This window comes from Streptomyces sp. NBC_00299, assembly GCF_036173045.1.
Classification (GTDB): domain Bacteria; phylum Actinomycetota; class Actinomycetes; order Streptomycetales; family Streptomycetaceae; genus Streptomyces; species Streptomyces machairae.
This window is the reverse complement of sequence record NZ_CP108039.1, coordinates 197,591-222,125: the sequence shown is the minus strand read 5'-3', so window position 1 is coordinate 222,125 and position 24,535 is coordinate 197,591. Positions and strand designations below refer to the sequence as shown.

Annotated in this window: 24 protein-coding genes; 17 read left to right on the top strand and 7 right to left on the bottom strand. The window is 68.0% G+C overall.

Annotated features, from left to right (window positions below; genetic code table 11):
- Positions 1 to 293: 293 nt before the first annotated feature.
- A complete protein-coding gene (locus OHT51_RS01060) occupies positions 294 to 947 on the bottom strand; it encodes a HemK2/MTQ2 family protein methyltransferase (RefSeq protein ID WP_328876960.1) in 654 nt (217 codons plus the stop codon).
- Positions 948 to 1,128: 181 nt separating this feature from the next.
- Here OHT51_RS01060 and OHT51_RS01055 point away from each other — a divergent pair, with 181 nt between their 5' ends.
- The 7 genes from OHT51_RS01055 to OHT51_RS01025 all read left to right on the top strand — a co-directional run bounded on the left by OHT51_RS01055 (position 1,129) and on the right by OHT51_RS01025 (position 7,286).
- Positions 1,129 to 1,377, top strand: a complete 249-nt coding sequence (locus OHT51_RS01055; RefSeq protein ID WP_328876959.1) for a DUF5133 domain-containing protein — start codon at positions 1,129 to 1,131, stop codon at positions 1,375 to 1,377.
- Between the two features lie 1,530 nt (positions 1,378 to 2,907).
- Positions 2,908 to 3,624: a reverse transcriptase domain-containing protein gene (locus OHT51_RS01050; RefSeq protein ID WP_328876958.1), complete on the top strand. Its 717-nt coding sequence runs from the start codon at positions 2,908 to 2,910 to the stop codon at positions 3,622 to 3,624.
- Between the two features lie 32 nt (positions 3,625 to 3,656).
- Positions 3,657 to 4,997 carry a ferredoxin reductase family protein gene (locus OHT51_RS01045; protein ID WP_328876957.1) on the top strand — a complete coding sequence of 447 codons (1,341 nt, stop codon included), beginning with the start codon at positions 3,657 to 3,659 and terminating at the stop codon, positions 4,995 to 4,997.
- Between the two features lie 217 nt (positions 4,998 to 5,214).
- Positions 5,215 to 5,970 (top strand): hypothetical protein, encoded by a 756-nt coding sequence (locus OHT51_RS01040; RefSeq protein WP_328876956.1) that lies wholly within the window; start codon positions 5,215 to 5,217, stop codon positions 5,968 to 5,970.
- Positions 5,971 to 6,142: 172 nt separating this feature from the next.
- Entirely contained in the window at positions 6,143 to 6,334 is a 192-nt protein-coding gene (locus OHT51_RS01035) for a hypothetical protein (RefSeq protein WP_328876955.1), read from the top strand.
- Positions 6,335 to 6,568: 234 nt separating this feature from the next.
- Positions 6,569 to 6,907 (top strand): hypothetical protein, encoded by a 339-nt coding sequence (locus OHT51_RS01030; protein WP_328876954.1) that lies wholly within the window; start codon positions 6,569 to 6,571, stop codon positions 6,905 to 6,907.
- A 40-nt stretch (positions 6,908 to 6,947) separates the two neighbouring features.
- Positions 6,948 to 7,286, top strand: coding sequence for a hypothetical protein (locus OHT51_RS01025; protein WP_328876953.1), 339 nt, complete (start codon positions 6,948 to 6,950; stop codon positions 7,284 to 7,286).
- A 347-nt stretch (positions 7,287 to 7,633) separates the two neighbouring features.
- On the opposite strand, the gene OHT51_RS01020 is transcribed toward OHT51_RS01025, so the two are convergent.
- Positions 7,634 to 8,086, bottom strand: coding sequence for a VOC family protein (locus tag OHT51_RS01020; RefSeq protein WP_328876952.1), 453 nt, complete (start codon positions 8,084 to 8,086; stop codon positions 7,634 to 7,636).
- 937 nt (positions 8,087 to 9,023) lie between these two features.
- On the opposite strand from OHT51_RS01020, the gene OHT51_RS01015 reads away from it, so the two are divergent.
- Positions 9,024 to 9,200, top strand: coding sequence for a hypothetical protein (locus OHT51_RS01015; protein ID WP_328876951.1), 177 nt, complete (start codon positions 9,024 to 9,026; stop codon positions 9,198 to 9,200).
- The gene (locus OHT51_RS01010; protein WP_328876950.1) at positions 9,197 to 10,507 is read left to right on the top strand and encodes a hypothetical protein; all 1,311 of its coding nucleotides are present in this window, start codon (positions 9,197 to 9,199) and stop codon (positions 10,505 to 10,507) included. The genes OHT51_RS01015 and OHT51_RS01010 overlap by 4 nt, the downstream gene beginning before the upstream one ends.
- Before the next feature lie 97 nt (positions 10,508 to 10,604).
- On the opposite strand, the gene OHT51_RS01005 is transcribed toward OHT51_RS01010, so the two are convergent.
- From OHT51_RS01005 to OHT51_RS00995, 3 genes are all read right to left on the bottom strand, one after another.
- Complete coding sequence (locus tag OHT51_RS01005) at positions 10,605 to 12,317, bottom strand: serine/threonine-protein kinase (RefSeq protein ID WP_328876949.1); 1,713 nt, start codon at positions 12,315 to 12,317, stop codon at positions 10,605 to 10,607.
- Positions 12,314 to 13,114 carry a serine/threonine protein kinase gene (locus OHT51_RS01000; protein WP_328876948.1) on the bottom strand — a complete coding sequence of 267 codons (801 nt, stop codon included), beginning with the start codon at positions 13,112 to 13,114 and terminating at the stop codon, positions 12,314 to 12,316. Before OHT51_RS01000 ends, OHT51_RS01005 begins: the two co-directional genes overlap by 4 nt.
- Before the next feature lie 453 nt (positions 13,115 to 13,567).
- On the bottom strand, positions 13,568 to 14,629 hold the full coding sequence (locus tag OHT51_RS00995; RefSeq protein WP_328876947.1) for an Lrp/AsnC family transcriptional regulator: 1,062 nt from the start codon (positions 14,627 to 14,629) through the stop codon (positions 13,568 to 13,570).
- Between the two features lie 106 nt (positions 14,630 to 14,735).
- Between OHT51_RS00995 and OHT51_RS00990 the strand changes: the two genes are divergently transcribed.
- From OHT51_RS00990 to OHT51_RS00975, 4 genes are all read left to right on the top strand, one after another.
- On the top strand, positions 14,736 to 15,125 hold the full coding sequence (locus OHT51_RS00990) for a VOC family protein (RefSeq protein WP_328876946.1): 390 nt from the start codon (positions 14,736 to 14,738) through the stop codon (positions 15,123 to 15,125).
- A gap of 124 nt (positions 15,126 to 15,249) precedes the next feature.
- The gene (locus tag OHT51_RS00985) at positions 15,250 to 15,834 is read left to right on the top strand and encodes a DoxX family protein (protein WP_328876945.1); all 585 of its coding nucleotides are present in this window, start codon (positions 15,250 to 15,252) and stop codon (positions 15,832 to 15,834) included.
- Positions 15,835 to 16,045: 211 nt separating this feature from the next.
- Entirely contained in the window at positions 16,046 to 17,122 is a 1,077-nt protein-coding gene (locus tag OHT51_RS00980; protein ID WP_328876944.1) for an NAD(P)H-dependent amine dehydrogenase family protein, read from the top strand.
- 2 nt (positions 17,123 to 17,124) lie between these two features.
- Positions 17,125 to 17,613 carry a carboxymuconolactone decarboxylase family protein gene (locus OHT51_RS00975; RefSeq protein ID WP_328876943.1) on the top strand — a complete coding sequence of 163 codons (489 nt, stop codon included), beginning with the start codon at positions 17,125 to 17,127 and terminating at the stop codon, positions 17,611 to 17,613.
- Positions 17,614 to 17,752: 139 nt separating this feature from the next.
- Here the strand turns inward: OHT51_RS00975 and OHT51_RS00970 are convergent, their stop codons facing one another.
- Positions 17,753 to 19,300 carry a GMC oxidoreductase gene (locus OHT51_RS00970; protein ID WP_443052689.1) on the bottom strand — a complete coding sequence of 516 codons (1,548 nt, stop codon included), beginning with the start codon at positions 19,298 to 19,300 and terminating at the stop codon, positions 17,753 to 17,755.
- A gap of 986 nt (positions 19,301 to 20,286) precedes the next feature.
- Between OHT51_RS00970 and OHT51_RS00965 the strand changes: the two genes are divergently transcribed.
- From OHT51_RS00965 to OHT51_RS00950, 4 genes are all read left to right on the top strand, one after another.
- Entirely contained in the window at positions 20,287 to 20,610 is a 324-nt protein-coding gene (locus OHT51_RS00965; protein ID WP_328876941.1) for a hypothetical protein, read from the top strand.
- Between the two features lie 137 nt (positions 20,611 to 20,747).
- Positions 20,748 to 21,350 (top strand): hypothetical protein, encoded by a 603-nt coding sequence (locus OHT51_RS00960; RefSeq protein ID WP_328876940.1) that lies wholly within the window; start codon positions 20,748 to 20,750, stop codon positions 21,348 to 21,350.
- The gene (locus OHT51_RS00955) at positions 21,268 to 21,984 is read left to right on the top strand and encodes a hypothetical protein (protein ID WP_328884199.1); all 717 of its coding nucleotides are present in this window, start codon (positions 21,268 to 21,270) and stop codon (positions 21,982 to 21,984) included. The genes OHT51_RS00960 and OHT51_RS00955 overlap by 83 nt, the downstream gene beginning before the upstream one ends.
- Before the next feature lie 45 nt (positions 21,985 to 22,029).
- On the top strand, positions 22,030 to 23,538 hold the full coding sequence (locus tag OHT51_RS00950; protein WP_328876939.1) for a DUF4246 domain-containing protein: 1,509 nt from the start codon (positions 22,030 to 22,032) through the stop codon (positions 23,536 to 23,538).
- A 136-nt stretch (positions 23,539 to 23,674) separates the two neighbouring features.
- On the opposite strand, the gene OHT51_RS00945 is transcribed toward OHT51_RS00950, so the two are convergent.
- On the bottom strand, positions 23,675 to 24,253 hold the full coding sequence (locus OHT51_RS00945; protein ID WP_328876938.1) for a TetR/AcrR family transcriptional regulator: 579 nt from the start codon (positions 24,251 to 24,253) through the stop codon (positions 23,675 to 23,677).
- Positions 24,254 to 24,535 lie beyond the last annotated feature (282 nt).

The following is a 24,535-nucleotide window of genomic DNA, read 5'->3' as shown; positions in this document are numbered from 1 at the left end:
TGAGGGGGCGACCTGGGACTCGCTCAGACACTGCCTGCGCTGCACTGCTTGCGTTGGGCGTACACGAAGACGCGGGTCCACTTCATGAGGAGTGCGTCCGCGACCTTCCAATCCTTTGGAGCAGCGGGGTACCCCGCTGGACCGCCAGTTGCGCAACTGAAGCGGCAGCTCGCCCGGACCCGCTACATCGAGGCTTCCGTCCGCGAGGGCGGCCCACACTGCCTGCGGACTCGTCCTTGATCGACAGCCAAGGCTCACCTCCATCCAGTTGGACAAGGCTTTGCCGGGACGGGTCAGGCCGGGAGCTCGGCACGGATGACCACCAGCTCCTCCGTCTGCTCTGAGGCAGACAGCAAGCCGCGGGTTTGCAACCAGCGCTTCCGTGAGCGCAGTACGGGCCCGTACGGAATGATGCGACGGCGGGTCACCGATGCCTTCAAGCCCGCTCCGGTCAACTGCGCCAGCGTTCGGTCGGGAGAGCTGAGCGCCGAGTGCACGAAGAGGAGGACACCGCCGGGGCGCAGCAGCGCGGGGGCCTCGCCGCAGATCCGGTCGAGGACAAGCCGCCCGTCGCGCCCGGCGTCCCAGGATCGGGCGGCACCGCGCGGCGGGCGGCCGGTGTCGGGTGTGGGGACGTACGGCGGGTTGGCCAGAATGAGGTCGAAGGACTGGCCGCGTACGGGGGCGAAGAGGTTGCCGTGCTGGGTGCGGACAGGGAGACGGTCCAGCCGGGCGTTCAGCCGGGCCGCGCACACCGCCCGCCACGACACGTCCACAGCGGTCACGTGCGTTCCACGCCGAGCGGCCTCGATCGCCAGCGCGCCCGAACCGGTCCCCACGTCGAGGACCGTCGCGCCGTACGGCAGCGGTTCGTCACGCAGGGCACCAATGAGCAGGTCGGTGTCTTCCTGAGGGGCGTACACGCCCGAAGGTACGAGTGGTTTCACCGCGCCCGGGTACCCCGGCGTTCAGAAAGCAAGAGAGATTACGGACCGCTGGGGCGGGGGACACCTGGGATTCGCTCGACGCAGGTGATTCCGAGAGTGCCGTGGGAGGCCGTACTGCAGGCTCTTCCGGGCGGTGACGCTGCTCGCGTCCGAGCCGTGATGTGTGAGAGGGGCATTCGTCATGATCCTTCCGACAGAGAACGAGCTCCGGGCCGTACTGGCCCGATTCGCTCAAGCGCGTATCGACCACGACGCGCTCCCTACTGGCCGCACCAGCCGCGCTCTTGAAGACGTGACGTACACGCTCTGTGTGATGACCGGAGCCCGTACTGCGGATCGGGCTCTGCTCGCGGCGGACGCACTTTTGCAGCGCTATGGCGCTGACCGTGAGGGTGCCCAGCAACAACATGAGACTCTGGCAGCATCGTAGCCTCTACGCCGCCATGTGCTGCGGGAGGGTCACTCGGCCAGTCCGCATGGCGATTCCGCCGGATAATTGCCTACTGCCACGACGGCCTTAGCAACCCGCTTCCTTGTCCCACGGATCTCGCCACTGCATGACTGATTTGCCGTCATGCAGTGGCGGAGGCATCAGCGGGGGCCGACTACCGTACGGCTGGGCTATGGCCCTCTAGACCAGGCTCCGCGTTGACCCTTAACCTCCGCCATTCACCCGCGTGCAAAACGGTGCGCATGCTGTCCGGCGGGCCACTAGGCCACGCGTTCATCGACAGTGTGCAACGTCCCTGCTTGCGCACGTGGCAAGCTTCGGCACCATGCGGGTGGTATCAGTCCTCGCCCCTGACGACGTTCCACTCGGCCCCCGGAGCGCATCTGTCCGGTGTCGCCGTCGATGGTGGCCCGAACGCAGGTGCGTATGCGGCGCCCGTGGAGGCGACGTGCCTTCGCCCAGCCCGTTTCGGGTCGCTGGATAAGGGTTTTCCTACTGGTCTCCGCAGTCACGGCGTTTCATCTTCTTCCTGCATCCGACCCGCCGCGGGTCGGCTCGGTCTTCTACCGCTCCTCTGTCCGCCCCGGGTCCCCGCCGTAGGGCCGAGATGAACGCGCCCCCTCGGCCGCGTCCCAGGTTCCGGTGGCTACAGCGGGTGCCCGGGGGGCGGTCGCTGAACGACTCGGGGTGCTGGTAAGAACCGTGTCAGTGCGCCACGAGGCGCTGTTGTTTCGGACGGAGGTGGAAGACCAGGTGGCGTCCCCTCAGATGGTGTAGCCGATCAAGTACCCGGAATGCACAGGTCATTGCCGCATCGACACGGATCGGGTCCGCCAGTGGCGCTGACGGCGGGTCAGCCACGCGCGACGCGAGAGCCGCGTCCCACGGGCAGGCCGACGCGCGGTTCACCGAAACGCGTCGAGCAAGATCGCTTACACCACGAGGCGGGACACGACCGAAGACCACCGTCGCTTCACCGTCGTAGCGGCGAGGTGAAGCTGGAGGCAGCCTGAACCGGGGATCGCCGGGGAGGGCGAGAGCAGCCTCGACAAAGTCGGGTCGGCCCAGCACTGCCGGATGGGTCGGGCCCGGTGAGCGAGACGGGAAGGTATACGCGAGGAACCGGCGTCACTACACCTCTTGAGTTCTTGCCAGCTCCAATCCGGTGGATATGGGCTGGTCAGCGGTGCGCAACTGCCCGGAAGGGCGGGGAACTCCCGGTCCGGTATTGGCAGCTTGGGCCGGGAGGTCACGACGAAGGTCTACGGCGTAGTCGTGACGAGGCCGCAGGGGCAGAGCCGGGTGCCTAACCCGTCAACCGAACAGCAGTGAACGTGGGAACCGCTCGTGTCCGCTCCCCGCGACCCGGCCAGCCAGGCCGAACAGCGGGGATAGGCGCGATGCCTGCCGATGGGGGCGAGCGGGGCGGAGCCGTCGTAGTACTCGGAGCCGGGGAGAGCCCGGAACAGGGGGAAGGACGGCAGCGTGCCATGCGAGGAGAGGAGTGCAATGCCCGAAGAAGCGCCGGTGAATACCGGCGCCGTGCGGTGGCCGGGTCCTGACTCGGCTCATTTCGCGGTACGGGAGATGCAGATCAAGTTGCACCGATGGGCGGGAGAAGATGACTCCCGGCGGTTCGGTGACCTGTTCAACCTCGTCTACGATCCGGCGTTTCTGGTGCATGCGTGGGAACGCGTGGCCACCAACACCGGGGCGAGGACTCCAGGAATCGACCGGGCCACGGTGGCCATGATCGAGACCTGGATCGGGGTCGAGGCGTTCTTGGAACACATCAGGGACGTGTTGAAGTCGGGCGCGTTCGAACCGGTCGAAGTGCGGCAGGTGATGATCCCGAAGGCGAGCGGCAAGCTCCGCGCGCTGGGGATTCCCACGGTCGCTGATCGGGTGGTCCAGGCCAGCCTCAAAGCGCTACTCGAACCCATCTTCGAGGCGGACTTCATGCCGTGCTCGTACGGGTTCCGCCCCAACCGGCGGGCACACGACGCGATTGCCGAGATCCACCACCTGTCTTCCGGGGCCAACAAGTTCCACTGGGTCCTGGAGGCAGACATCAAGGCGTGCTTCGACGAGATCGATCACACGGCGGTCAGATTGGAAGGTTCCGGCATGAACGGATCGGGCCCATGCGCCGTATTCTTACCCGATCGAGGTGCGCATCCGGTCGAATTCCTCGGTATTCATGGGGTTTGTGCACACGGGTCGTGAGTACTGCGGCCATGGGGGGATGAGAGGCAACCATGACGGCGGCGAGTAATACGGTGCGTACGGGCACCATGCTTCCGGTCGACGCGGCGCGCTGGGCGATGTGGACGTTCGTCATCGTCAATGTGGTGATCGTCGAGACGCTGTTCGTCAGCGCCGGTGAGGGCAAGAACGGGGTGCTCACAGTCGCCAAGTTCTTCGGCCTGCACGCGGCCCTGCTGATGCTGTTCCAGCTGCTGCTGGTGGCCCGGCTGCCGTGGCTGGACCGCCGTATCGGAATGGACCGGCTCACGGTGTGGCATCGCTGGGTCGGCTTCACCTTGCTGTGGACCGTCCTCACCCACGCCACTTTGGTGGTGCTCGGCTACGCGACTCTCGACGACGCGTCCATGGGGAAGACGTTCGTCGCGCTCAGCGGGGTGCCGGCCTCCCTGCTGGGCATGCTCGCAGCGGCGATCATCGTCGTGATCGCCGCGATCTCCACGCGGGGCCTGCGGCGCCGACTGCAGTACGAGGTCTGGCATGGCCTGCACCTGCTGCTCTACGTGGCCCTGGGCCTGGCATTCGTCCACCAGTTGCAGGAGACCACCACGTTCACGTCCTCCGCGTTCGCCACGGCCTACTGGTGGATCCTGTGGCTGTTCGCCTTCGGCGCGCTGCTGACCGGGCGGGTCGCCGTGCCGCTGTGGCGCAACGCCTACCACCAGTTCCGCGTCGCTGCCGTAGTGCCGGAGTCGGACAACGTGGTCTCGGTGTACGTCACCGGCCGACACCTCGACAAACTCCCGGCCCGGGCCGGCCAGTTCTGCATCTGGAGGTTCCCCGGGCACAACCACTGGTGGCTGGCCAACCCCTTCTCCCTGTCGGCGGCGCCCGGCGGCCAGGGACTGCGCCTCACTGCGAAGGCGGCGGGCAGCTCCAGCGCGGGCCTGCGGGACGTCCCGGTCGGCAGCCGCGCCTTCGTCGAGGGACCGTACGGGGCATTCACCTCCTTGCACCGGACCCGGCCCGGCGTCCTGCTGATCGCCGGAGGCGTGGGGATCACGCCCGTGCGGGCCATGCTGGAGGAACAGACGACCGGCGACGTCGTTGTGCTGTACCGGGTTCGTAGCGAGGCCGATGCCGTACTGTTCGACGAGGTGCGTCACCTGGTCGCGCTGCGGGGCGGAAGGCTGCAGCTGCTCACCGGCAGGACCGGCGAGGGCGGAGTTCCGCCGTTCGACCCGGGCAGCTTGTACCGGCTGGTCCCCGACATCACCGAACGCGACGTGTACGTCTGCGGCCCGCCGGCCATGACCAGGGCCGTACTCTCCGGCCTGCGAGACCTGCAGGTCCCCGCGCGACAGGTGCACGCCGAGCGGTTCGGCCTGGCCTGAGTTGGTGGTGGGCCCCACGTCCAGACCCGCCCGGGCAACACGAGGGTGCCCCGCAGACCCCGCTGACCGCGGCGCGACGATCGCGGCCGACATGTGCCGTGGCTCGGTGGCGAACCTCTGTGCGAACCTGGTCCGGCTGCCTGTGTAATCTCGCTTCCCACATCACAGGGGAGGGATTATGCGAGGTAGAACGGCCAGGGGGGCCAGAACGGCCTGGATGTTGGCGAGTGGGGCGGTGGCCCTGACGCTGCTGTCCGCGACGGGGGCCCATGCCGAGGGCAGGGGGGACATCCGGGTCACCAAGACGGTCGTGAACGGTGGGAACAACGTCATTCTCGGCACCTCGGCGCGCGTCACCTATCCGATCGCCATCACGATCCGGGACAACTCCGGAGTGAAGGGCCTGTCGGACGTCAGTGTGTTCAACAAGACGAACGGCTGGGGCTTCAGCGACTGGGTGGACACCCGGTGCGAGAAGAAGAGTTCCACCACGTCGGTGTGCACGGCCACGATGACGATCGCCCCGGCCTGGCTCCCCGGCAGTATGCCCGAGGACGTAAACCGCAGCGCGGGCGTCTGGCAGGTCAACGCCACCGTCAAGGCCAAGGACGGGGACTACTGGATCTCCGACCACATCGCCGAGTTCAAGATGAAGCGCGCTTCCAAGCTCACGACGAACGCCGGGCCCGAGCCCGTGGCCAAGGGCGCCAAGCTCACCGTCACCGGCAAGCTGTCCCGGGCCAACTGGGAGGACCTGAAGTACCACGGATACGCCAGGCAGGACGTGAAGCTTCAGTTCAAGAAGGCCGGCAGCGCCCACTACAGCACGGTCAAGACCGTGAGGACGGGCGACACCGGGCAGCTCAGCACCAAGGTGACCGCCACCTCGGCGGGAAGCTGGCGCTGGTACTTCCCCGGGACGACGACCACCGCGCGGGTCGTGTCGGCCGGTGACGCGGTAACCCTGAAGTAGCAGCTACCCAGACGAAGTTCTGCGCCCAGGGCACGTCGCCTGTGTGACATGCCCTGCGGCTTTTGCCCTTCAGCTAGGTCACCCCAATTGCGTTTGGTGCGGCATGCGATGGTCAACCCTGGGGCTTGTCCTGCCCGTCAGCGGCCCCGCCTTCGCCAGTCAAGGCGGTGGGATGGACTTCGGCTTCCAGCCGGACGGCGGCCGCGGCGAGCTCGCCGGCACCGATCTGAAGCCGCACGCAGTCACGATCCCGGACTGCCTGAATGCCCTGCCCGAGGCGGACGTGCAGCAAGGAGTCGGTGGGCTGAGGGCCTGCGGGAGCCGCGCCCGAGAATTCACGCTGCGTTGCGGCACCAGGACGTGAGGCTGGAAGCAGATCAAGCAGCGCCACGGCTGGAACTACACGATGGACAGGAAGATCAGTACCACCGCAGCATCCGGAGTCGGGAGGTCGGCCTCGGAGAACGGCTCAGGCATACGGCTCCTATCGCGGTGGCGCTACAACTGCGTCGGCCGGTCTGAGAACTCCTAACGGAGGGCCCTCAAGACCTCGTTGAGGCTCGTACGGTGGGTAGTGGCTGGGTGCGAGGATGCTGCTGTGCTGGATGAGATCGACGTGGTGGACTGGGAGTCCATACCGGGCCATCCCGACTGGTATGAACCGGATCGGGCCGCCCGTGGTCTACGAGCCCTGGCCGAGGCAGCGAACCTGGTACAGGCGGCGGAGGCGGGCTCGCAGCTCGGCGGGGGCGGGATCGTTCATGGTCACAGTGGCGCGGTGTTCCCAGCGGCTGTGGTTGCGACCCCGTTGCTCCTGGACATCGCCCGGCGGGGTCACTCGGCGGCACAGGACACCGCGATGGGGCTGCTTGATGAGGCCCTGTCGTGCTATCCGCATGCCGGGTACACGCGGGTGACGGCTCCTGACGGCTCCTGACGGCACCGCGGTTCCCATCTGCTGTGCCATCGCCCACCATTTGAGGGATCGCGCCGATTTCCTTGTCGGGCGGGGCAAGAGGGGCAAGTCATTGCTGGCCGAGGCGGCCGCGCACTGGCGCTTCGAGATCCGCGAGTGCGTCGCCGACGGCAGCGACACGGCAGCCTTCGGCATCTTGGCCGGCTGTCTCCCCGACGGCGTGCACGCGGCGGAAATGCAGCTCGCTGGAGCCGTCACCATGCTGAGCGAACTCACCCTCGAATACCCGGCCGCGGAGGACACTCGCGAAGCATGTCTGCGCGTGATCACCCGGCATCCGAGCGAACTGCCGCCAGGTGCCGTGCTGTTTCCGGCGGAATGCGGGGATCGCGTGCACTGACTGGCTCCAGTGCCTTCAAGGACCTTCTTGTGGAGGGACTGGCTGCGGTCGTCACGCGGCCAGACGCCTCCCGCAGATCAGGGCACATCACATCCGAGGGTGGGGAACGCTTCGTGGATGTCGTCGCGTATCTCCCAGCGGATCCGCAGGCGGCGAAACCGGGCCAGTGAGCGAACGCACGCTCGACGAACCAGCATTGAGTGCGGTACTTGTCGTGGTCGTAGCCAGCGTGCCGCGCACCGGCGGCACTTTCTGAAGTACCTGGCGTGGGCGGCGGAGTCGGTCCAGGGGTTGGGGGAGCTCGTGGATGTGGCTGGGGTGGGTTGGGTCGGTTGCCTTGCCGGGGATTAGCTGGTGTGGGTGGGCGTGTCGGCGTATGTGCCGTGGAGCATGCCCGTGGCCTGGCCGACTTCGATGAGGTAGCCGTCCGGGTCGCGTAGGTAGCAGCGCAGTTCGGCTTTGCGGTCGATGGGTGGTGTGAGGAATTCGGCGCCTTTGGCACTCCATTCCCGGTGGCATGTTTCGATGTCGGCGACGCGGAGGTTGAGGAAGCTGCTCACCCTGGTGGGGTCGGTGGGCGGGTGCAGGGTGACGTCTGGTTTGTCCGGGGTGGGGCCGCCGCCGGGGTTCATGATGATCCATCCGTTGGCGAGTTTGATGGTGCAGGGGTTTTCCTCGAGCACTACTTCACCGCCGAGGACGTCGGTGTAGAAGGCGCGGGATCGGGCTACGTCAGTCACCGTCAGAAAGTGGGTGAGGAGGAGCCCGGAATCCGGGGCGGGAAAGCCATCACGGTGCATGCAAGACCTCCTGGTAGACCAGACATTTTTCCCATAGTGGTCGATGGGTCTCCGTGAGTGCGGATGAACACGGAGGTGGGAGCCATCCGTGCGCTCCGCGTGCGTCCCCGCCCCGGCATCCTCCTGTCGAGCCGTCGATCCCGGTCGGCCGCCGTACCTCGCCGAGATCCACCCGGCCTGGCGTGGTCTTCCGCGCGCTTCTGCATGCCGGCTTGGAAGGCGCACGCGCAGCTGTCGTGGGGGTGTGGTGTTGGGTTGTCACCCTGTCATTTGTCAGGGTCGTTGGTGCCGCTTTGTTTTCTAGGGTTCGAGTGTCTTTCCGACTCCCGGCTGCAGCAGCGGGTCTCCTTCGCAGACAGGAAGAGATTGCATTGATGCGCGTGCCCTTGTCCCGTTCCGTGCTCGCCGCTGTTGCCGCCTTGTGCGTGGTCGCTGCCGGCGTGGTCCTTGTCCGGCCCGCGTAGCCGCCACGGGCTCCGGCCGCGCTCCGGCCGCGGACTGCGGAGGCGGGGCGCGTGGCTGGGGTGACCGTCCCGGTAACGCTGAGAGTGACGCCGGCAAGCCGCGCCGCTTCGATCTCGGCGATGTTCGTTTCACGCTCCAGAAGGGATCAGCCAGCGGACCATCTTGGGGGAGATCGGTGGCCGGACCCGGCTGGGCGGCAGTGTGTGGATGGACGGGCGTGCGGACGGCTGGGGTCACGAAGGGGCGGTGTGTGCCTTGGCTGTAGCGCGATCCGTTCAATGTCCGGTCCGTCCGGTCAGGTCTGAGCACGCCGTTCAAGCGCACCAGTTGCGCCTCGCAGTACCAGTTCAGGGCGTGGGGCTCGCTGGTTTCAATCGGGCGGGTCCACTGCTCCGACTGGTGGTAGACCCCGTCCTCCTCGCCCCCACCCCTGCTGTGCACTGACCGCCACTCACTGTTGACCGCGAGAGGCGTGCCCCTTGCGCAGACTTCTCAATGGCGCTGCTGCCCGTGCGGCGCCGACTGTGCGCTGGCCGAGACGTGCAAGTCCCTCACCGCGGACTGTCACTTCACGATCGGCCTCCAGGAGAGCTTCCACGTCGACCTCACCCCGACCAACTCGATCCTGCTCAGGGAGCTCTACCTATGAAGCGCCGTCTTCTCGCCACTGCCACCGCCACGCTGCTGCTGATCAGCGGTGCCGCAGCGGGGTCCGCCACCGCCAACGCCCCTGCCAATGCCCGCGCTCGGGCGGACGCTGATGCCGCCGTCGTTGCCCCTGCAGGGACGGCTGCGCAGGCCGGTCCAGCGTCCGTCCAGGTACCCGACGGAGTCACCGCCGGGGCTGCCGTATTCGACCGGCAGACCGGTACTTTCACCGAGCAGGTAAACCCGAGTCTGCGTTTCCGGTCCGCTTCCGTCGTCAAACTGCTGCTGGCGCTGGACTTCCTGTGGAACCGCGGCCCCGACTACACGGTGCCCGCCGCCGACTGGGCCCGGCTGGAGCCGATGCTCCGCAGCAGCTGGGACGACGCGGCAAATTACTACTGGTCGCAGAACGGCGGCCCGGCGATCATCACCCGTATGGCCGGCCGTCTCGGCCTTAAGGACACGGTGGGGCCGCCCGCCGGGTACGACGGTTACTGGGGCTATGCCTCGCTGTCGGCCCGTGACACCGTGACCATCTACCGCTACCTCCTGGACTCGGCACCGGCTGCGGTACGCGACTTCGTCATGGGCAACCTGCGTCAGTCCACCCGCTGCGCGTCGGACGATTTCGACCAGCACTTCGGCATTGCCGGGGCGTTCGAGAAGCCGTGGGCCATCAAACAGGGTTGGGCGGGGTCGTCGTACGAGGAGGGCACTTGCGGCCCGCCGGGCACGACGGCGGCCGCGCCGCGTACGGAGGACAGAGCGACCGCGTCATCTGCCCAGGCACAGGCCGACCAGGCCCAAGCCGCCCATGGCCAGGCCGCCAAGGCTCCGGCCCATCACCAGCACCAGCAGAACCAGGCTCTCGCTCCCGTTGCCGCGGACGTGGATCTGACCCGGCCTGCGTTGCACAGTACGGGGACGGTGGGTGCGGGTGACCGGTTCGTCGTGGCGGTGTTCACGCTCCATCCGGTCGGCACGTCGTACGGGAAGGCGTTCACGGACATCGGCCGGCTGACCCGCTCGCTGGATGTTCCGGGTGTGGCGAGGTCTGCGGGGTGGTGGTACGGCACGTGGAGCAGCCATGTGAACGTCCGCCGTGACCCGTCCACACGTAACGCGCCGATCACGCAACTGCCTGCCGCGGCCGAGGTGTTGGTGGGCTGCCAGGCGCGGGGGGAGCAGGTGCATGTGCCGCCGTACACCAATGACTGGTGGGCCTATCTGCCTCAGTACGGCGGCTGGGTCTCCAACATCTTCATCAGCTCGCCCGGCAACCGGCTGCCGGACGTCAAGGACTGCTGACCGCGGCGGACCTCAGAGACTGCTGTCCCCGGTGGACGTCAGGGGGTTGCTGGGCGCGGCAGCGCGAGGCCTGGGTGGTGCGAAGTTGGCCGTCTCCTCACCGCTCGTAGTCGGCGAGGAAACGGAGCACCCTCTCCACGTGCGGCCGTACGCGTTCGGGGACACCGCGTTCCTCGATGACCGTGCGGTCGCTCGTGCGGTAGCCGGCTGCGATAAGCGCGGGCAGGTCCTCGGCGGGCAGTCGGGCCTGTTTGAAGCGCTGGTCGAGCCAGCACACGTACAGGCTCATGGTGTGGATGGCGTCCGGCGGTGACAGGTGGTCCTTGTCTCCGTCTCCGTCGCCATCCACGGCCCAGGCCCGGAACACCGATGGCGTCCACATGGCGATGCCGTGCTCGTCGGTGGCCGGGCGGGCCGCGTCGGCGTCGAAGCCGCTTTCCGCTTTGAGCAGCGCGGCGAGCAGCGCGGGTGTGACCTCGGCGTCGGTGCAGCGCCGGGCGGCACTGACGATGACCGGCCGCAGTGCTTCGGGTACGTCGGCGTCCTGCGGGATCTCCCCGGCCGCCACGACGGGAGTACCGGTGACGACGGCCGGAGTGCCACGCCCGCCGCCGCGGTCACCAACCTCGTCATCGTCGCTGCCGAACAGTCCGAACCCGGCGACGGCGACGGCGGTCGCGGCTGCGACGCCGGCGAGCGCCACGACGGTGGCCGGCAGCAGTCGACGCCGGCGGCGACGCCCGCCGGGAAGGTCGTCCATGCGGGCGGCGAGGCTCGCGGCGGTGTGCGGGAGGCGGGCTGCGTGGTTCGGTGCCAGGCAGTCACCGATGAGCCGGCGCCAGTCCTCCTCGAGTCCGGCATCCAGTCGCAGTGGCGCGCTACCCCGGGCGTAGGCCTGCGCGGCGAGCGAGCGGGCGCGGGCGGTGGCGCCGGCGAACGGGTGAAGGCCCCCGGTGAGCACCTGATGGGCCAGCACACCGAAGGCCCAGATGTCGGCGGTCGGCCGGACCACCGACCCGTCGGCGCCGGTGCGCTGGGACCACCACTCGGGCGGCAGATGGTCGAGTGTGCCGAGCGGCGGCATGTGGGCGTGGGTGCCGTCGAGTTCGGTCGTGAGGCCGAAGTCGGCGAGCCAGACCTCGCCGCCCGCGCCCAGCAGCACGTTGGCGGGTTTGAGGTCACCGTGCACCCACCCGGCGTCGTGCATATGGGCAAGCCCGGCAGCAACGCCCCGCAGCAGGCGTACCGCGTCGGGGACAGGGCGGCCGGTCTCGGCGGCGTCCAGGACCTGGCGCAGGCTGGCCTCGGCACGGTCCATCACGAGCGCGATCGCACCGTCCAGGGCGGGCAGCTCCGGCACGTCGAGGGTGCACACGGCGCGGGTCCGTACGAGATGCGGATGGTCCGCCTCTGTGCTGAACCGCACCTCACGCGCCACCAGTTCACCGAGCGCGGCACGCTGGCCCGGTGCCAGAGCGCCGGTCGGCAGCACCTTCACCGCCACCGGCGTACCCTCGGCGACCGACCGGGCCTCGTACACGGTGCCCCATCCGCCGGAGCCGATGACCGCGTTCAGCTCCCAGCCCTCGATACGGAATCCCGCCGGCAGCCGCGGCGCGGGCGCCCCCAGCGTGTCCTCCGCGTCCCTCGACGGCCCCAGCGCGTCCGCCCCGTCCTCTGAGGGCCCCAGCGCACCGTTGCCGTCCCCTCCTGATGCCCCGAGCACGTCCGCCCCGTCCCCTGACGGCAGCGCAGCGCCGCTGTCTCCTGATGCCCCCAGCGCGCCGCCCCCGGCGCCTGACAGGGTCACGCCCCAGCCCCCTGCGCGCCGGCCCGCCTGCGCGACGGCAACAGCGCGAGATGCTCCTCGCGCACCAGACCGAAACGCAGAGCGAGCAGCGCCAGCCGGGCACGCTTGGCACCGGTACGGCCGTTGCCGTCCGCCCCGGGCTCCTCACCCACGTCCAGGCGCAGCTTCGCGAAGGCCAGATAGTCGATGTGGTAGTTCACCGCGGAACGGGTCAGCCCACGGCAGCTCTCCAGCGGACGCAGCCGCTCCGCAATGTCCCCGGCCCCCGGCAGCGCCCCGTCCGACCCCTCACGCAGCCGCGGCTCGCACAACGCCACCAGCACCAGGAAATACTTGGCCGTCACATCGAGCGCGTAGGGAAGCACGGTCTGCTCACCCGCACCCGCACCCGGCATGGACCGCTCGTCCAAAAAGGCGTGCTGCGGGGCGAACACCTTGAACTCCGCGGTTCCGCTCAGCGCCGGCAGCACAACCCGCGAAAACTCGAAAGGCACCGGCGCCCCGAGCCTTCTCGGTGCAACGGTCATGTACTCACCGGCACCCTCCAGGTTCTCCACCACATACGCGCAGTCAGAGCTGAAGTTCGACAACCGCCAGTAGTCCTCGGCCGCCTCGAGCCGCCCCGCCCGCCGGGAGATCCCGGGATCGGGCAAGACGATCGAGACGTCCCCGCTACCGGGCAGCCCCCGCCCGAAATCGGCCACATCTCCCGGCCCCATGTACAGCAGCCCGGGCTCGCCCGCCCCGGCAGCGCCCGGCCGCACTGGACCGGACGGCTGGACAATGATCGTTTCCATGCCGACTCTCCCCCCGAAATGATCGCCAGGACTGCAGGCGGTACCGGTTACCGCCGGCCCGGCGCGATATGTGCACCCCACATCGCAACTCCCGGCGACGGATGGTCAGTCCAGCCTCGGTCGGCACGACACCGAGAGCATCACCGGTCACAGCCGCCGCCGCAACCTCCCACACCCACCGTCCGGCCATGGAACCATCCCTCCCTGGCTGACCTGCAGCAACGCAAGAGCCTGGGATACCCAGCCGCGCCCGCACCCCCTAAGAGCCCTACAGCAGCAGGGCGTTGAGCAGAGCGGCACGCTCGCGGGCGGCGGCCCGAGAGCCCACCGAGCCCGTCAGCAAGAACCACAAGATGCCGATCGTGAACGGCCCTGCAGCCGACCGCCCTCACACGCTCCGCCACGGACGGGGAGAATCTGCGTCCGCACCACGGGGAGAATCCGACTCAGTCGTCATCTGATCCGGCCGGCCCCGCGGACCGTCCCCCGAGGCGCGAACCGTGGCGCGCGTTCCGCCATCGCCGGCAGCAGGAGTGGCCCCGCCCGCTTGGCGCGCCGCTGAACAAGAGCGCTCTCCACCCGGCCGATGCCCGCCAGCGCGCCCAACTCGCCGGCCAGGTAGTCATACAGAGCGCCGGTGTCGCGGCACTGCACCATGGCGAACACCGACGCCCGGCCTGTCATGACGGCAGCGAAGGCGACTGCAGCGTGCTGCGACAGCGCCTGCGTCACCTCACCCAGGGCGGCCGGCGCCACCTCCAGCCACAACAGCGCCTCGACCGGGAAGCCGAAGTACGACGGACTCACATCCACCTCGAAATGCAGCACCCCGGCGGCCCGCAACCCGGCGACACGGCGCCGCACGGTCGATGCCGACCACCCGGTGGCAGCGGCCAGCTGCGTGACGTCCGCGCGGCCATCCAGGGCCAGTTCACCCGCCAGCCGCGCCTCCGCCTCACCCCAGCCGGACAGCTCGGCAACGACGTCCGGGCCCTGCGGTGACTCGGGCGCGGAGTCGAGGAGAGCCGCTTGCTCGGACGCCTCCAGCGCGCTTGTACGGCCTGCCCAGCCACCCACCCCGGCGACCGCCCGCAGCACACAGCCCGCCTCGACATCTCGAACCCCCGGGGTCCGCAGCAAGTGGTCGAAGAGCGGCCGACCGCCCTCCGCCCCCGCGCCCGGTGTGCGGACCATGCACGTCAGCCGCGGGCCGCCGGCGAGCGGGGCGATCCACGAGGTGTCGTCCCGCTGCGCGAGCGCGGCGGTCAGCACGTCGGTGGCCTCCGGCGTGCAGTCGATGCGGACGAACCAGTCGAGCATGCCGATCCGCTGGCTGTCGACAAGCCCGACCACCCGGACCACCAGGGCCGACCGCAGCCGCTGGTAGCGACGCGCGACAGTGCGCTCCGGGACTTTGAGGACGGCGGCGATCCGGCTGAACGAGGCGCGCCCGTCGATCTGGAGAGCATGGATCAGACGACGGTCCAGCACGTCGAGCGTGACCGATTGCGCCACCAGACCCCCTCCAAACGTCCGATCGTGTCCAACTCGGCGACCCTACAGCGCGCAGCGGAGCACCCGGCAGGACGCTGGCTGGCAACCCACCGCAGAAAGGCAGACCATGCTGACCGTCCTTCCCATCAGGTACGTGGCCGACGTCGACGCGTCCCGCAACTTCTACGCCGGCCTGGGGCTCACCGTCCGCCAAGAGCCCGGCGCTGCCGTCTGGGTCCGTCTGACCGCCGCATCCGGCGCCGTCGGCATCCATGCCGCCGCCGTCTCGCAGGGCCGGCCACCCGGCACCACCGAACTGGGCTTCACGACGGACGAGCCACTGGAACACGTCGCGCAGCGCCTCGAACACAACGGCTACCCCTACGAGCTCGTCGAGGAGAACTTCGGCCACAGCATCCGCGTCACCGACCCGGACGGCGTCGTCATCCAGATCCAGAACATCGACCCCGACACCGTCCGCAGGTCGGCCGCGGCCGTGGCCGACGACACCGCCTGACCGGACAGTCGCGGCTAACGCCCCGCCGAGGGCCCCCGCACCGTCAAGACAGGCCGTCACGACATCCGTCACGACATCCACCAGGACATCCACCAGGACATCCGTCACGGCAGAAAGAACCGGCATGGAACCGCTCGTCACACTCGTGGCCGTCACAGGCCTGCTGCTGCTCGCCGGGGCGCTCGGGGCCAGACGGCTCGGCCGGCCGACCAACGCCCTGCGCGGCGGCCTCGCAGCCATGTTCGCGCTCACCGCCGGCGCTCACTTCGTCGGCATGCGCGACGAACTCGTCGCCATGGTGCCGCCCGCCCTACCGGCTCCCGGCCTGCTCGTCACCCTGACCGGCATCGCCGAATTCACCTGCGCGCTCGGATTGCTGTGGTCACGAACGGCCCGGCTCTCGGCCGCCGCGCTCAGCGCGATGCTGGTCCTCATGTTCCCGGCCAACGTGCACGCCGCCACCGGCGACGTGCCCTGGTACGACGAGCTCGGCCCCCGGACCGCCATGCAGACCGTCTTCCTGGCAGCCACCATCACCGTGCTGGCCCGCCACGGCCGGGCAGCAACGGAGACCCCTGCGCAACCCTCACTCAGCCCCCGCCCCCGCGACCACCGCCGGGCCAAGGCCGAAGACCGCGGCGAACCGCAGTCCGGACCCGCGCCAGATCACACTCCCCGGACGTCATCCAGTTCGACGAGTTCGTCGTAGCAGGCGAATGCCCAAGCAATGCTCGAGCAGCCCGATGCCGGCTCCTGCGGCCACACCCTTGCACGGGCCGGGGCCTCTACGCGCGGACCGCGGCCCCACCCCAGCCGCCGGACGGGCACGCCCTCATCCGGGCCGGACTCCTCCGGCCGCTGGGCCCGATTCCTCTTGCGCGACTATGGGAAGTTTTAGGGCGCATCGTTACCCTCCGCCCATGATTCCCACGGTGGTTTGGGGCACAGGCAACGTCGGACGCGCAGCCATCCGAGCTGTTGCGGCACACCCGATGCTCAGCCTGGTGGCCGTGCTGGTGTCGAACCCCGCCAAGATCGGCAAGGACGCGGGCGAACTCAGCGGACTCGACCGACACTTAGGCGTGGCGGCCACGGACGACGTGGACAAGGTCCTCTCCGAACACCCCCGCGCGGTCGTGTACGCGGCCTCCGGCGACGTTCGTCTGGACGGCGCCATCGAAGACATCACGCGCGTGCTCCGTACCGGCGCCGTAGTCGTCACACCGTCCCTGTACGGCATGTACGACTGCACCAACGCACCGGACGAGATCCGCGACGTGCTGCTCGCGGCCGTCGAGGCCGGCGGCGGCTCGCTGTTCGTGTCCGGCGTGGACCCCGGCTGGGCCAACGACATACTTCCGCTCCTGATCAGCGGACTGGGATCCGACATCGACGCCATCCGCTGTCAGGAGATCTTCGACTACTCGACCTACGACCAGGAGGAAGCAGTCCGCCACCTGATCGGCATGGGGCACCCCCTGGACTACCAGCCGCTGATGCTCGCCGACGGCATCCCGACGATGATCTGGGGCGGACAGCTCCGGATGATGGCCCGAGCCCTCGGCGTCGAACTCGAGGGCATCGAAGAGACCTTGGAGCGCCGCCCCCTCGAAACGTCCGTCGTCACCGACACGATGGGGGAGTTCCCCGCCGGCACTCAGGGAGCGGTGCGCCTTGAGGTGCAGGGTCTGGTGGAGGGCGAGCCCCGCATCATCGTCGAGCACGTCACCCGCATTCACGCCACCTGCGCTCCGGACTGGCCCGCACCACCGGATGCCGGAGCGGGCGCACACCGCGTGATCATCGAAGGGCGCCCCCGCATAGAGGTCACAGTCGAAGCCACGGACGAGGGACTCAACAGAGCCGCGGGCGGCAACGCGACAGCAGCCGGCCGCATCGTCAACGCCATCGACTGGCTCGCCGAGGCCCAACCCGGCCTCTACGACGCACTCGACATCCCGCTGCGCCCGGCGGTGGGCAAACTGGGAAAGAAGTGATCATGCACATCGACATCCCCGACGGCGCCGAGCCGATCCCGTACGTCTGGGGCGACCTGGTTCCCGAAATCGGCCAGGCAGCCAGCGCCTTCTCCCTGGCCGTCTATCAGTACACGACCCTCGGGCTGCGGGAGTTCGAGGCCGCCCGCCTGCGTATCGCGCAGATCAACGGATGCCTGTTCTGCCTGGATTGGCGTACCGAACGCGACGGAGAGAAAGTCGAGAACGACTTCTTGGACGCGGTCGCTCAGTGGCGGACCACGGACTCCTTCGACGTACGGACACGGCTCGCCGCCGAGTACGCGGAGCGTTACGCACTTGACCATCACAGTCTGGACGACGAGTTCTGGGACCGGATGAAGGCGCACTACAGCCAGGCGGAGATCGTGGAGTTGAGTATGAGTATCGGCTCCTGGCTGGCGTTCGGCCGGCTCAATCATGTGCTGGGGCTCGACAGTGTCTGTGTGCTGCCGTCGCCACAGGGTTCCTGACCAGGCGCGCTCAGGGTTGTGGGCCGGGCCCCTCGGCCACGGCCCACAGTTTCCGCACGGGCCCACAGTTTCCGCACGGTGCACAGTTTGCGCACGGCCTACAGGTCCCGCACGGCGCACCGACGGGACGCGCTACCGGTCAGAAGTCCTCGGCGATGATCTTCTCGATGTTGCGCTCGGCGAGCGCGGTGATGGTGACGAAGGGATTGACGCTGACATTGCCGGGAATCAGGGCACCGTCCATCACGTACAGACCCGGATGGCCGTGCAGCCGGCCGTAGTTGTCAGTTGCCTTGTCGAGAACCGCCCCGCCGAGCGGGTGGTAGGTGAGGTGGTCGCCCCAGATCTTGTAGGCGCCGAACAGGTCTGTGCGGTAGATGGTCCCTTCCTTGGCGTTGATCTTGTCGAAGATCGTTTTCGCCATGGTGATCGACGGCTGCTTCCACGCCGTCTGCCAGTCCAACTCCACCTTCCCCGCCGACGCATTCCACGTGAACCGACCCCGGTGCGGATTGTTCGTGATCGACAGGTAGAACGACGCCCAGGTCTCGATACCGGTCGGCAGCGGCGCCACCTCGGCGAACGCACCCCCCGCAGCCCAGTTGTCGATGCCCGCCGTCGGGATCGACGACTGCAGCGCCCCGGTCGGGTCCCACAGATGATTGGCCCGGCCGCACATCACATTGCCGTTCTCGCCCCAACCGCTGCCGACCTCATTGTTGAGCCCGGGCAGCGCACCCGTCGCCTTCAGACGGACCAGTAGCTTGCTGGTGCCGACGCTGCCCGCGGCGAAGAACACCCGTTGCGCCCGCACGGTCTTGGTGGTGGTGACGGCTCCGCTCGTGTCGAGTTGCTCCATGGTCACCCAGTAGCCGCCGGTGGCGGGCGTCACCGCGGTGACCCTGTGCAGGGGTGAGATGGTGACCCGCCCGGTCGCACGGGCCTGCGCGAGGTAGGTCTTCGGCAGCGACTTCTTGCCGTGGTTGTTGCCGTACAGGATCTCGCCGGCCAGCGCCGACTTGGTCACCGCTCCCGCAGCCTCCTGCTTCATGTAGTTCCAGTCGTAGACGTTGGGGACGAACATGAAGCGGAAACCGGAGCGCCCGGCGTGTTTGCGGCCCACGCGTGCGTACTGGTAGGCCTCGGTCGTCTCGAACCAGGCCGGGTCGATCGTGGTGACGCCGAGGGTGCTGTTCGCCCGCGGGTAGTAGACGTCGTACATTTCATCGGCGTCGACCGACGGGAGCACTCCGGGGAAGCGGCTTCGCTCGGGTGTCACTGCCATGCCGCCGTTGACGAGGGAGCCGCCCCCGACACCCCGCCCCTGGTACACCACGATGCCGCCCATTTCCTCGGCGTCCAGGATGCCCGTGTACCGCGGCACGTCCCGGTCGAGCGGGAAGCCGAGGAAGTTGCTGATGGGCTGCTTGGTCCGTGTGCGAAGCCAGAAGGACCGGTAGTCCGGGGTGGTGGTGTTGGCGAAGACCTTGCCGTCCGTCCCCGGAGTGTCCCAAGCCATGCCCATTTCCACCATGTGCACATCCACGCCGGCCTGGGCGAGCCGGAGCGCGGTGACGGACCCTCCGTATCCGGTGCCTATCACGAGGGCGCTGACCTGTGCACCGGGTTCGATCAGGCCGGGCTCCTCAGACAGTGCGGCAGCGGTCGGCAGGTCGAATGCGCCCAGAGCGACGGCACCAAAAATAGAACCAGTTCTACCAATGAAGCGGCGACGGGAGAGAACTCTTCCCTCCGGTGTTTCGGGTATTTTGGAGTCCACGTAGATCCCCTTTCTCTCACGTAACAGAAACGAGTTCTACTGAGAATCGTGAAACAAGTCACGAGAAACCTACGGGTAACTTGACTACTGTCCTCGGGTTTCCCGCATCAGGAATAGCCGGTTATCGCACCCGCCTCTTCAGTACCGATCTGATCCGAACTCGCGGATCATGACTTTACAAAACTGATCCCTTTTTAAATTCACCGGGCGAGCGCGACGCAGGAGCCGATCGCGGTGGCGGGCCGAGGACTTGCCAGGCTCCGACTCCGGCCCGGCCGACCGCCCCTCACCGACCGGTGCTCCCACGCGCCAGCGCCGGCGGCGGCACCCTCTCGCCGGGGTGGCGGCGATCGCGACCGCACACTTCGACCGTAGTCGGCCACTGCCTGGCAAGGCCGACGGAACGTTCCTCGTGAGGGCCCGGCTCAGCCAAACGCCCGGCCCCGGGCCCTTACCCCTCTCTTCGGGCGTCACCACGCTCGAGCAACCCGAGCGTCTGCTTCTCGGGCGAGGCGGGGTTCGGAAACAAGCCCCGGCGTGCGTCCTGCGGCATGCGGGCCCGGAAGGACGCACGCGTTGTGTCCCGCTACGGGCGGGTGGACGCTGAAGAGGATCGCGGGCAGGTGGGCGACACGACCGTGACCCGTTGCATCCACATGGCACCTCGGAATGCACTGACCAGGCCCCGCACCACAGAAGTCGCTGGTCGTACGCGCGGGAGCAGTGCTCTCGCGACGGCCAGCTGCGCGGGTGCGGCCGCGCATGTGACAGGCCCGGCCGGTGGGTCGGCAGGGATGCATCGTGATCCGTGCGATATCCAGCCGAGCTGGTACCGCGGGCCCGCCGGTGCGACGTTAGCCAGACTGTGCTGTCTACCGATATCGAGGCCCATCATGTCCGGTCTGCCGTTCTTCGCCCCCTGGCTGGTGCTGGCCTCCGTGCTCTGGGCGATGCTGCCGTTCCTTTGTGCCCGGCAGCGGAGGGCGGGCATCGTCATCGCCGTCTCGCACCTCATCGGGACGCTGGCGATTACACAGCCCTGGACCGAGAACTGGTACTGGGATGTCGGGTGGTGGCTGATTCTCGTCTTCGGGCAGGGCACCCTTGTGGCGCTGGGACGGTTGGTCTTCGAACTCAGCCCACTGGGCGCCCGTCGCCACCGCGCGACGCCCCGGTCCCCGGGTAGCGACCCGGTGGTGTCCCAGCCCGGGTCGTGAGCGGGATCAGGCGCTCCACAGGTCCCCGGTCCGAGGGCATGCAGGGCGATCTTGGCCGGCAGCGGGGAGATCGGTGAGCCCTGCGGAGTATTCAGCAGATGTGGGCAAGGCACCCTTGTGGTGGTTGAGCGTGCAGGGTGGACCGTCGGCTGTCGGTGTTGGTTGACGGGAAGAGGCTGGTCGGGCATGCCGAAGCGGTGTTGCTGCGCCGGTGTGCGGACCGCCCGGGGCTGACCGACGCGCTAGCGAAGGTGTTGCCGTCCAGCAGGGTGGCCGGCTGGCGGGACCGAGCGGCAGTGCTGGTTCACCTGGCGGTTGTGATGGTGCTGGGAGCGTCGAACCTGTCCGAGGCCGAGCAACTCCAGTTACATCACCGGCCGTTATTCGGGTCCATGGCCTCGGACTCCACCGCCCTGCGCACGCTGGCCGCGCTCGACGAGGCCACCCCGGCGAAGATCGCAAAGGTACGGGCGCGGATGCGCCGGCACGTGTGGAGCCTGCCGCATCTGCGGCCGGGCGGCTTCCCCTGGCTGATGGTTGTGGGCAAGCGGCTGTGCGGCTCGATCGTCATCGACCTGGACGCCACCATCATCACCGCGGCGCCGAAGAAGGCCGGGGGCAGCGGTTACCTTCAAAAGGACGTTCGGGTTCCATCCGCTGGCCGCGTGGTGCGCGAACACCACCGAGTCCCTGGCCATGCTCCTGCGCCCGGGGAACGCCGGAGCGAACACGGTGGCTGACCACGTCCGCGTGCTCACCGACACCCTCGCGCGTCCCAGCTCCTCAGCTGCAAAGATCCTCATCCGGGTGGACGGGGCCGGAGCCACCCACGGGCTGCTGGAGCAGCTGGAAGCGTTGAACACCACACAGAGCGCGGTCCGTTACGCCGCCTGGAAGATCACCGAGGACGACGAGCGGGCCATCGCCCGCCCGCCCGAGGCCGCATGGGAGACCTCCGTGCACCAGGACGGCAGCATCCAGGAGGGCTACTTCGTGGCGGAGCCGACTGGGATGAACACCCGTGAGGGCTGGCCGGAGGGCATGCGGCTGATGGCCCTGCCCGCCGTCACCTGTGCGACGTTTCTGTGCCCACATCTCGCTCCACTGCTCGACGTGGCGTCGCGGTGCCCAACCGCCGACCCACCTGGTGGTCTCTGCACTTCCCTCGATTGGGTGCGTATGAGTGCTGTCACGGGCTCCTGCAATGCCCCGACCCCGGCACGTACGGCCGCCTCCTGCGCTTCGGTCGCCTTGATGTGCGCGAGACCTCGGGCTGCTCGGCTTCGGCTGAGCTCGAACCGGGCATCATGCGTCTGCGCCGAAGCGCTGGCTCCCGGACCAACCGGAGCTGCGGCCGGGGTGTCAGTGTGCTGACGTATCCTTCCCGCTGCCGCACACCGACTGGGAGGACCAAGAGAATTGACTGGCCTGTCTGCTTTCCCGCTGCCCTTTCATGCTTCCCGTTCCATATCGTTCGCGACACCCCGAACGCTGCGGGAACTTCAGATGATGCAGTGCAGCGCCCACATTCGGGCGAAGCCGGGGTGGTTCGACAAGATGAACGACGCCGACATTGTCGCCAGGTGGACGCAAGAAGCGGTCTCCCAGGGCCTCACTGAAGCCCAGGTTCGTTACGCGCTTGCTGAACTCGCGCACTACGCCGCACTGCGAGACGGACGAACCGGTGTCGAGGTCTCCGCAGTCGACGGGGTGTGGCAGTCGGACACACTCATCGACAACGAGCTCAGATCCCGGCTGCGCCAGGCCGTTCGGGTTCTGGAACAGGTGCCGGAAGCGGAACAGGACTGGCATCCCGGATCCGATGGTCAGGTACTGGATCTGGTTCATCCCTCGCTGTTCTGCCTGGTGCGCGAGGTCAGCGGAGCGCCCGAGCGGGCTTGGCAGAACCCGACGGACCGCTATTCGCGGTACGAATTCTCGGAGAAGTTCCAGTGGCTGCCCACTGACGTCGAGGTCAGTGACGACGGCGATGTTGCTTTCCGTTCGTACGTCAACAACGTCCACCCTGATAATCACCGCGAACTGGCCGCCGTCCTACCAGACTTGTTCGCGCGCCTGCGCCCGCTGCTGGAGAACGTGCTCACTGATCTGCGCCATCCGCGGCCCCTGAGGATCGAGGCCGATCCTTACGGGTGGTACGACTCGGAGCCGGATTACCCGGACAAATCTGCCTACAGTGATGATGGGGCCTACCAGGAAGCGGTCCGTACTTGGGAAGAGGCCCAGGACGACTGGTGGGAGAACCGCCGCCCGGTCGTCCCGGACGCCCCGACGTTCACCCCGCCCGAGTTGCCCGACGACTCGGCCCGAGTCGATCTGCGCGGCCGCCGTCTGCAGGTCATCGTCAAGCTCGCCACCATTCATCTCACGCCGGACAAGCCCGAGTACCTCGGCGGTTCCTGGCATGTCGAGGGGATGATGAACGAGCGGATCGTCTCGACCGGCATCTATTACTGGGACAGCGAGAACATCACGGAAAGCCGGCTGAGCTTCAGGGCGGCACTCGATGACCCGAGCTATGAGCAGAACGACGACAACGGTCTGCGTGAGGTCTACGGCCTGGAGGACGAAGACGCACTGAACCAGATGCTGGGATCGGCATCGACCCCAGCGGGCCGCTGCCTGGCGTTCCCGAACATCCTCCAACACCGCGTCGGCTCATTCCGCCTCGCGGACCCCACCCGCCCGGGACATCGCAAGATTCTCGCGTTCTTCCTGGTCGACCCGTCGGAAGAAATCGTCTCGACATCCGATGTGCCACCACAACAGCCATGGTCCCCCACCTCGACCATGACGCTTGAACAAGCCAAGGAATACCGCGAACAACTCATGAAGGAACGCAAGTTCTTCGTCGACGAACACAACGAGCAGCTCTACGAGCGAGAGTTCTCCCTCTGCGAGCACTGAGGAGCTCCGCGGCCGGCTGCACTCCCTGATCCGCACCACCCCCGAGCGGGCATGTCGAGTCCGCTTCGTCCTCTGTGCACTCGTTCCGAGGCACAAGCCTCGTACCTAGTTTCCTCGGGGTAGTCGCGAAGACACCTCACGGCCGCGCCGCACCCGCCCTCAACCCGTCCATGACCAGGTCGAGAAGTCGTGCCGCGCGCGGTCGCCAGTCCTCCGTCGGGGTCATCTGCCACAGGCCGGCGATGGCGAGGACGAAGTCGTCGGCCGTGACCCCGGGGCGGATGGTGCCTGCCTCCTCGGCTGTGCGGAGCAGGAGTTCGGCCGCCTCGGCGACGGGGGTGGGGGAGGGTTTCACCGGGCCCTCTGACGCACTGGTGGCGAGGCGGATCGCGTCGGCCAGGCCCGCCTTGGTCATGGCGAACTCGGCCAGTCGGTCCATCCAGGTGCGTAGGGCCTGTTGCGGCGGCAGCTCCTGGAGCAGTTGCGTCGCGCTGTCGGCGACCTGCTGCATCTCGTGGCGGTAGATCTCCAGGACAAGGGTCTCGCGGTTGGGGAAGTTGCGGTAGAACGTGCCCTGGCCGACCCCCGCCTTCTTGGCGATGGCGCTGAGGGGCGCGTCCGGACACCGCGTCAGTTCGGCCAGGGCGACGCACAGGATGCGTTCACGGTTGCGTTGCGCGTCCGAGCGCAGAGGCGTGTCTTTTTTGTGCTGCACCGTCACTCCTTGAGGCACGTGGCAGGAGCGCACCCTTGCCAAGCGGACAACTGTCCGTTACGTTTCCCGGGTAGCGGACAGATGTCCGGTTGGGGTCCACTCTAGCTCCGGACACGACAGGCACGTCAGTCCTCTGCCGCCGTTCAGCGCCGCCGTTCAGCGCTTCATCCTCCGCCGTGTAACTCGTGCACTCCATGCGCCCCCACAAGCACAGGCCCACCACCGTCACCCCCTCACTGTCACCTGCGCTCACCATCCCCCACTCATTGCAAGCGCCCCCGA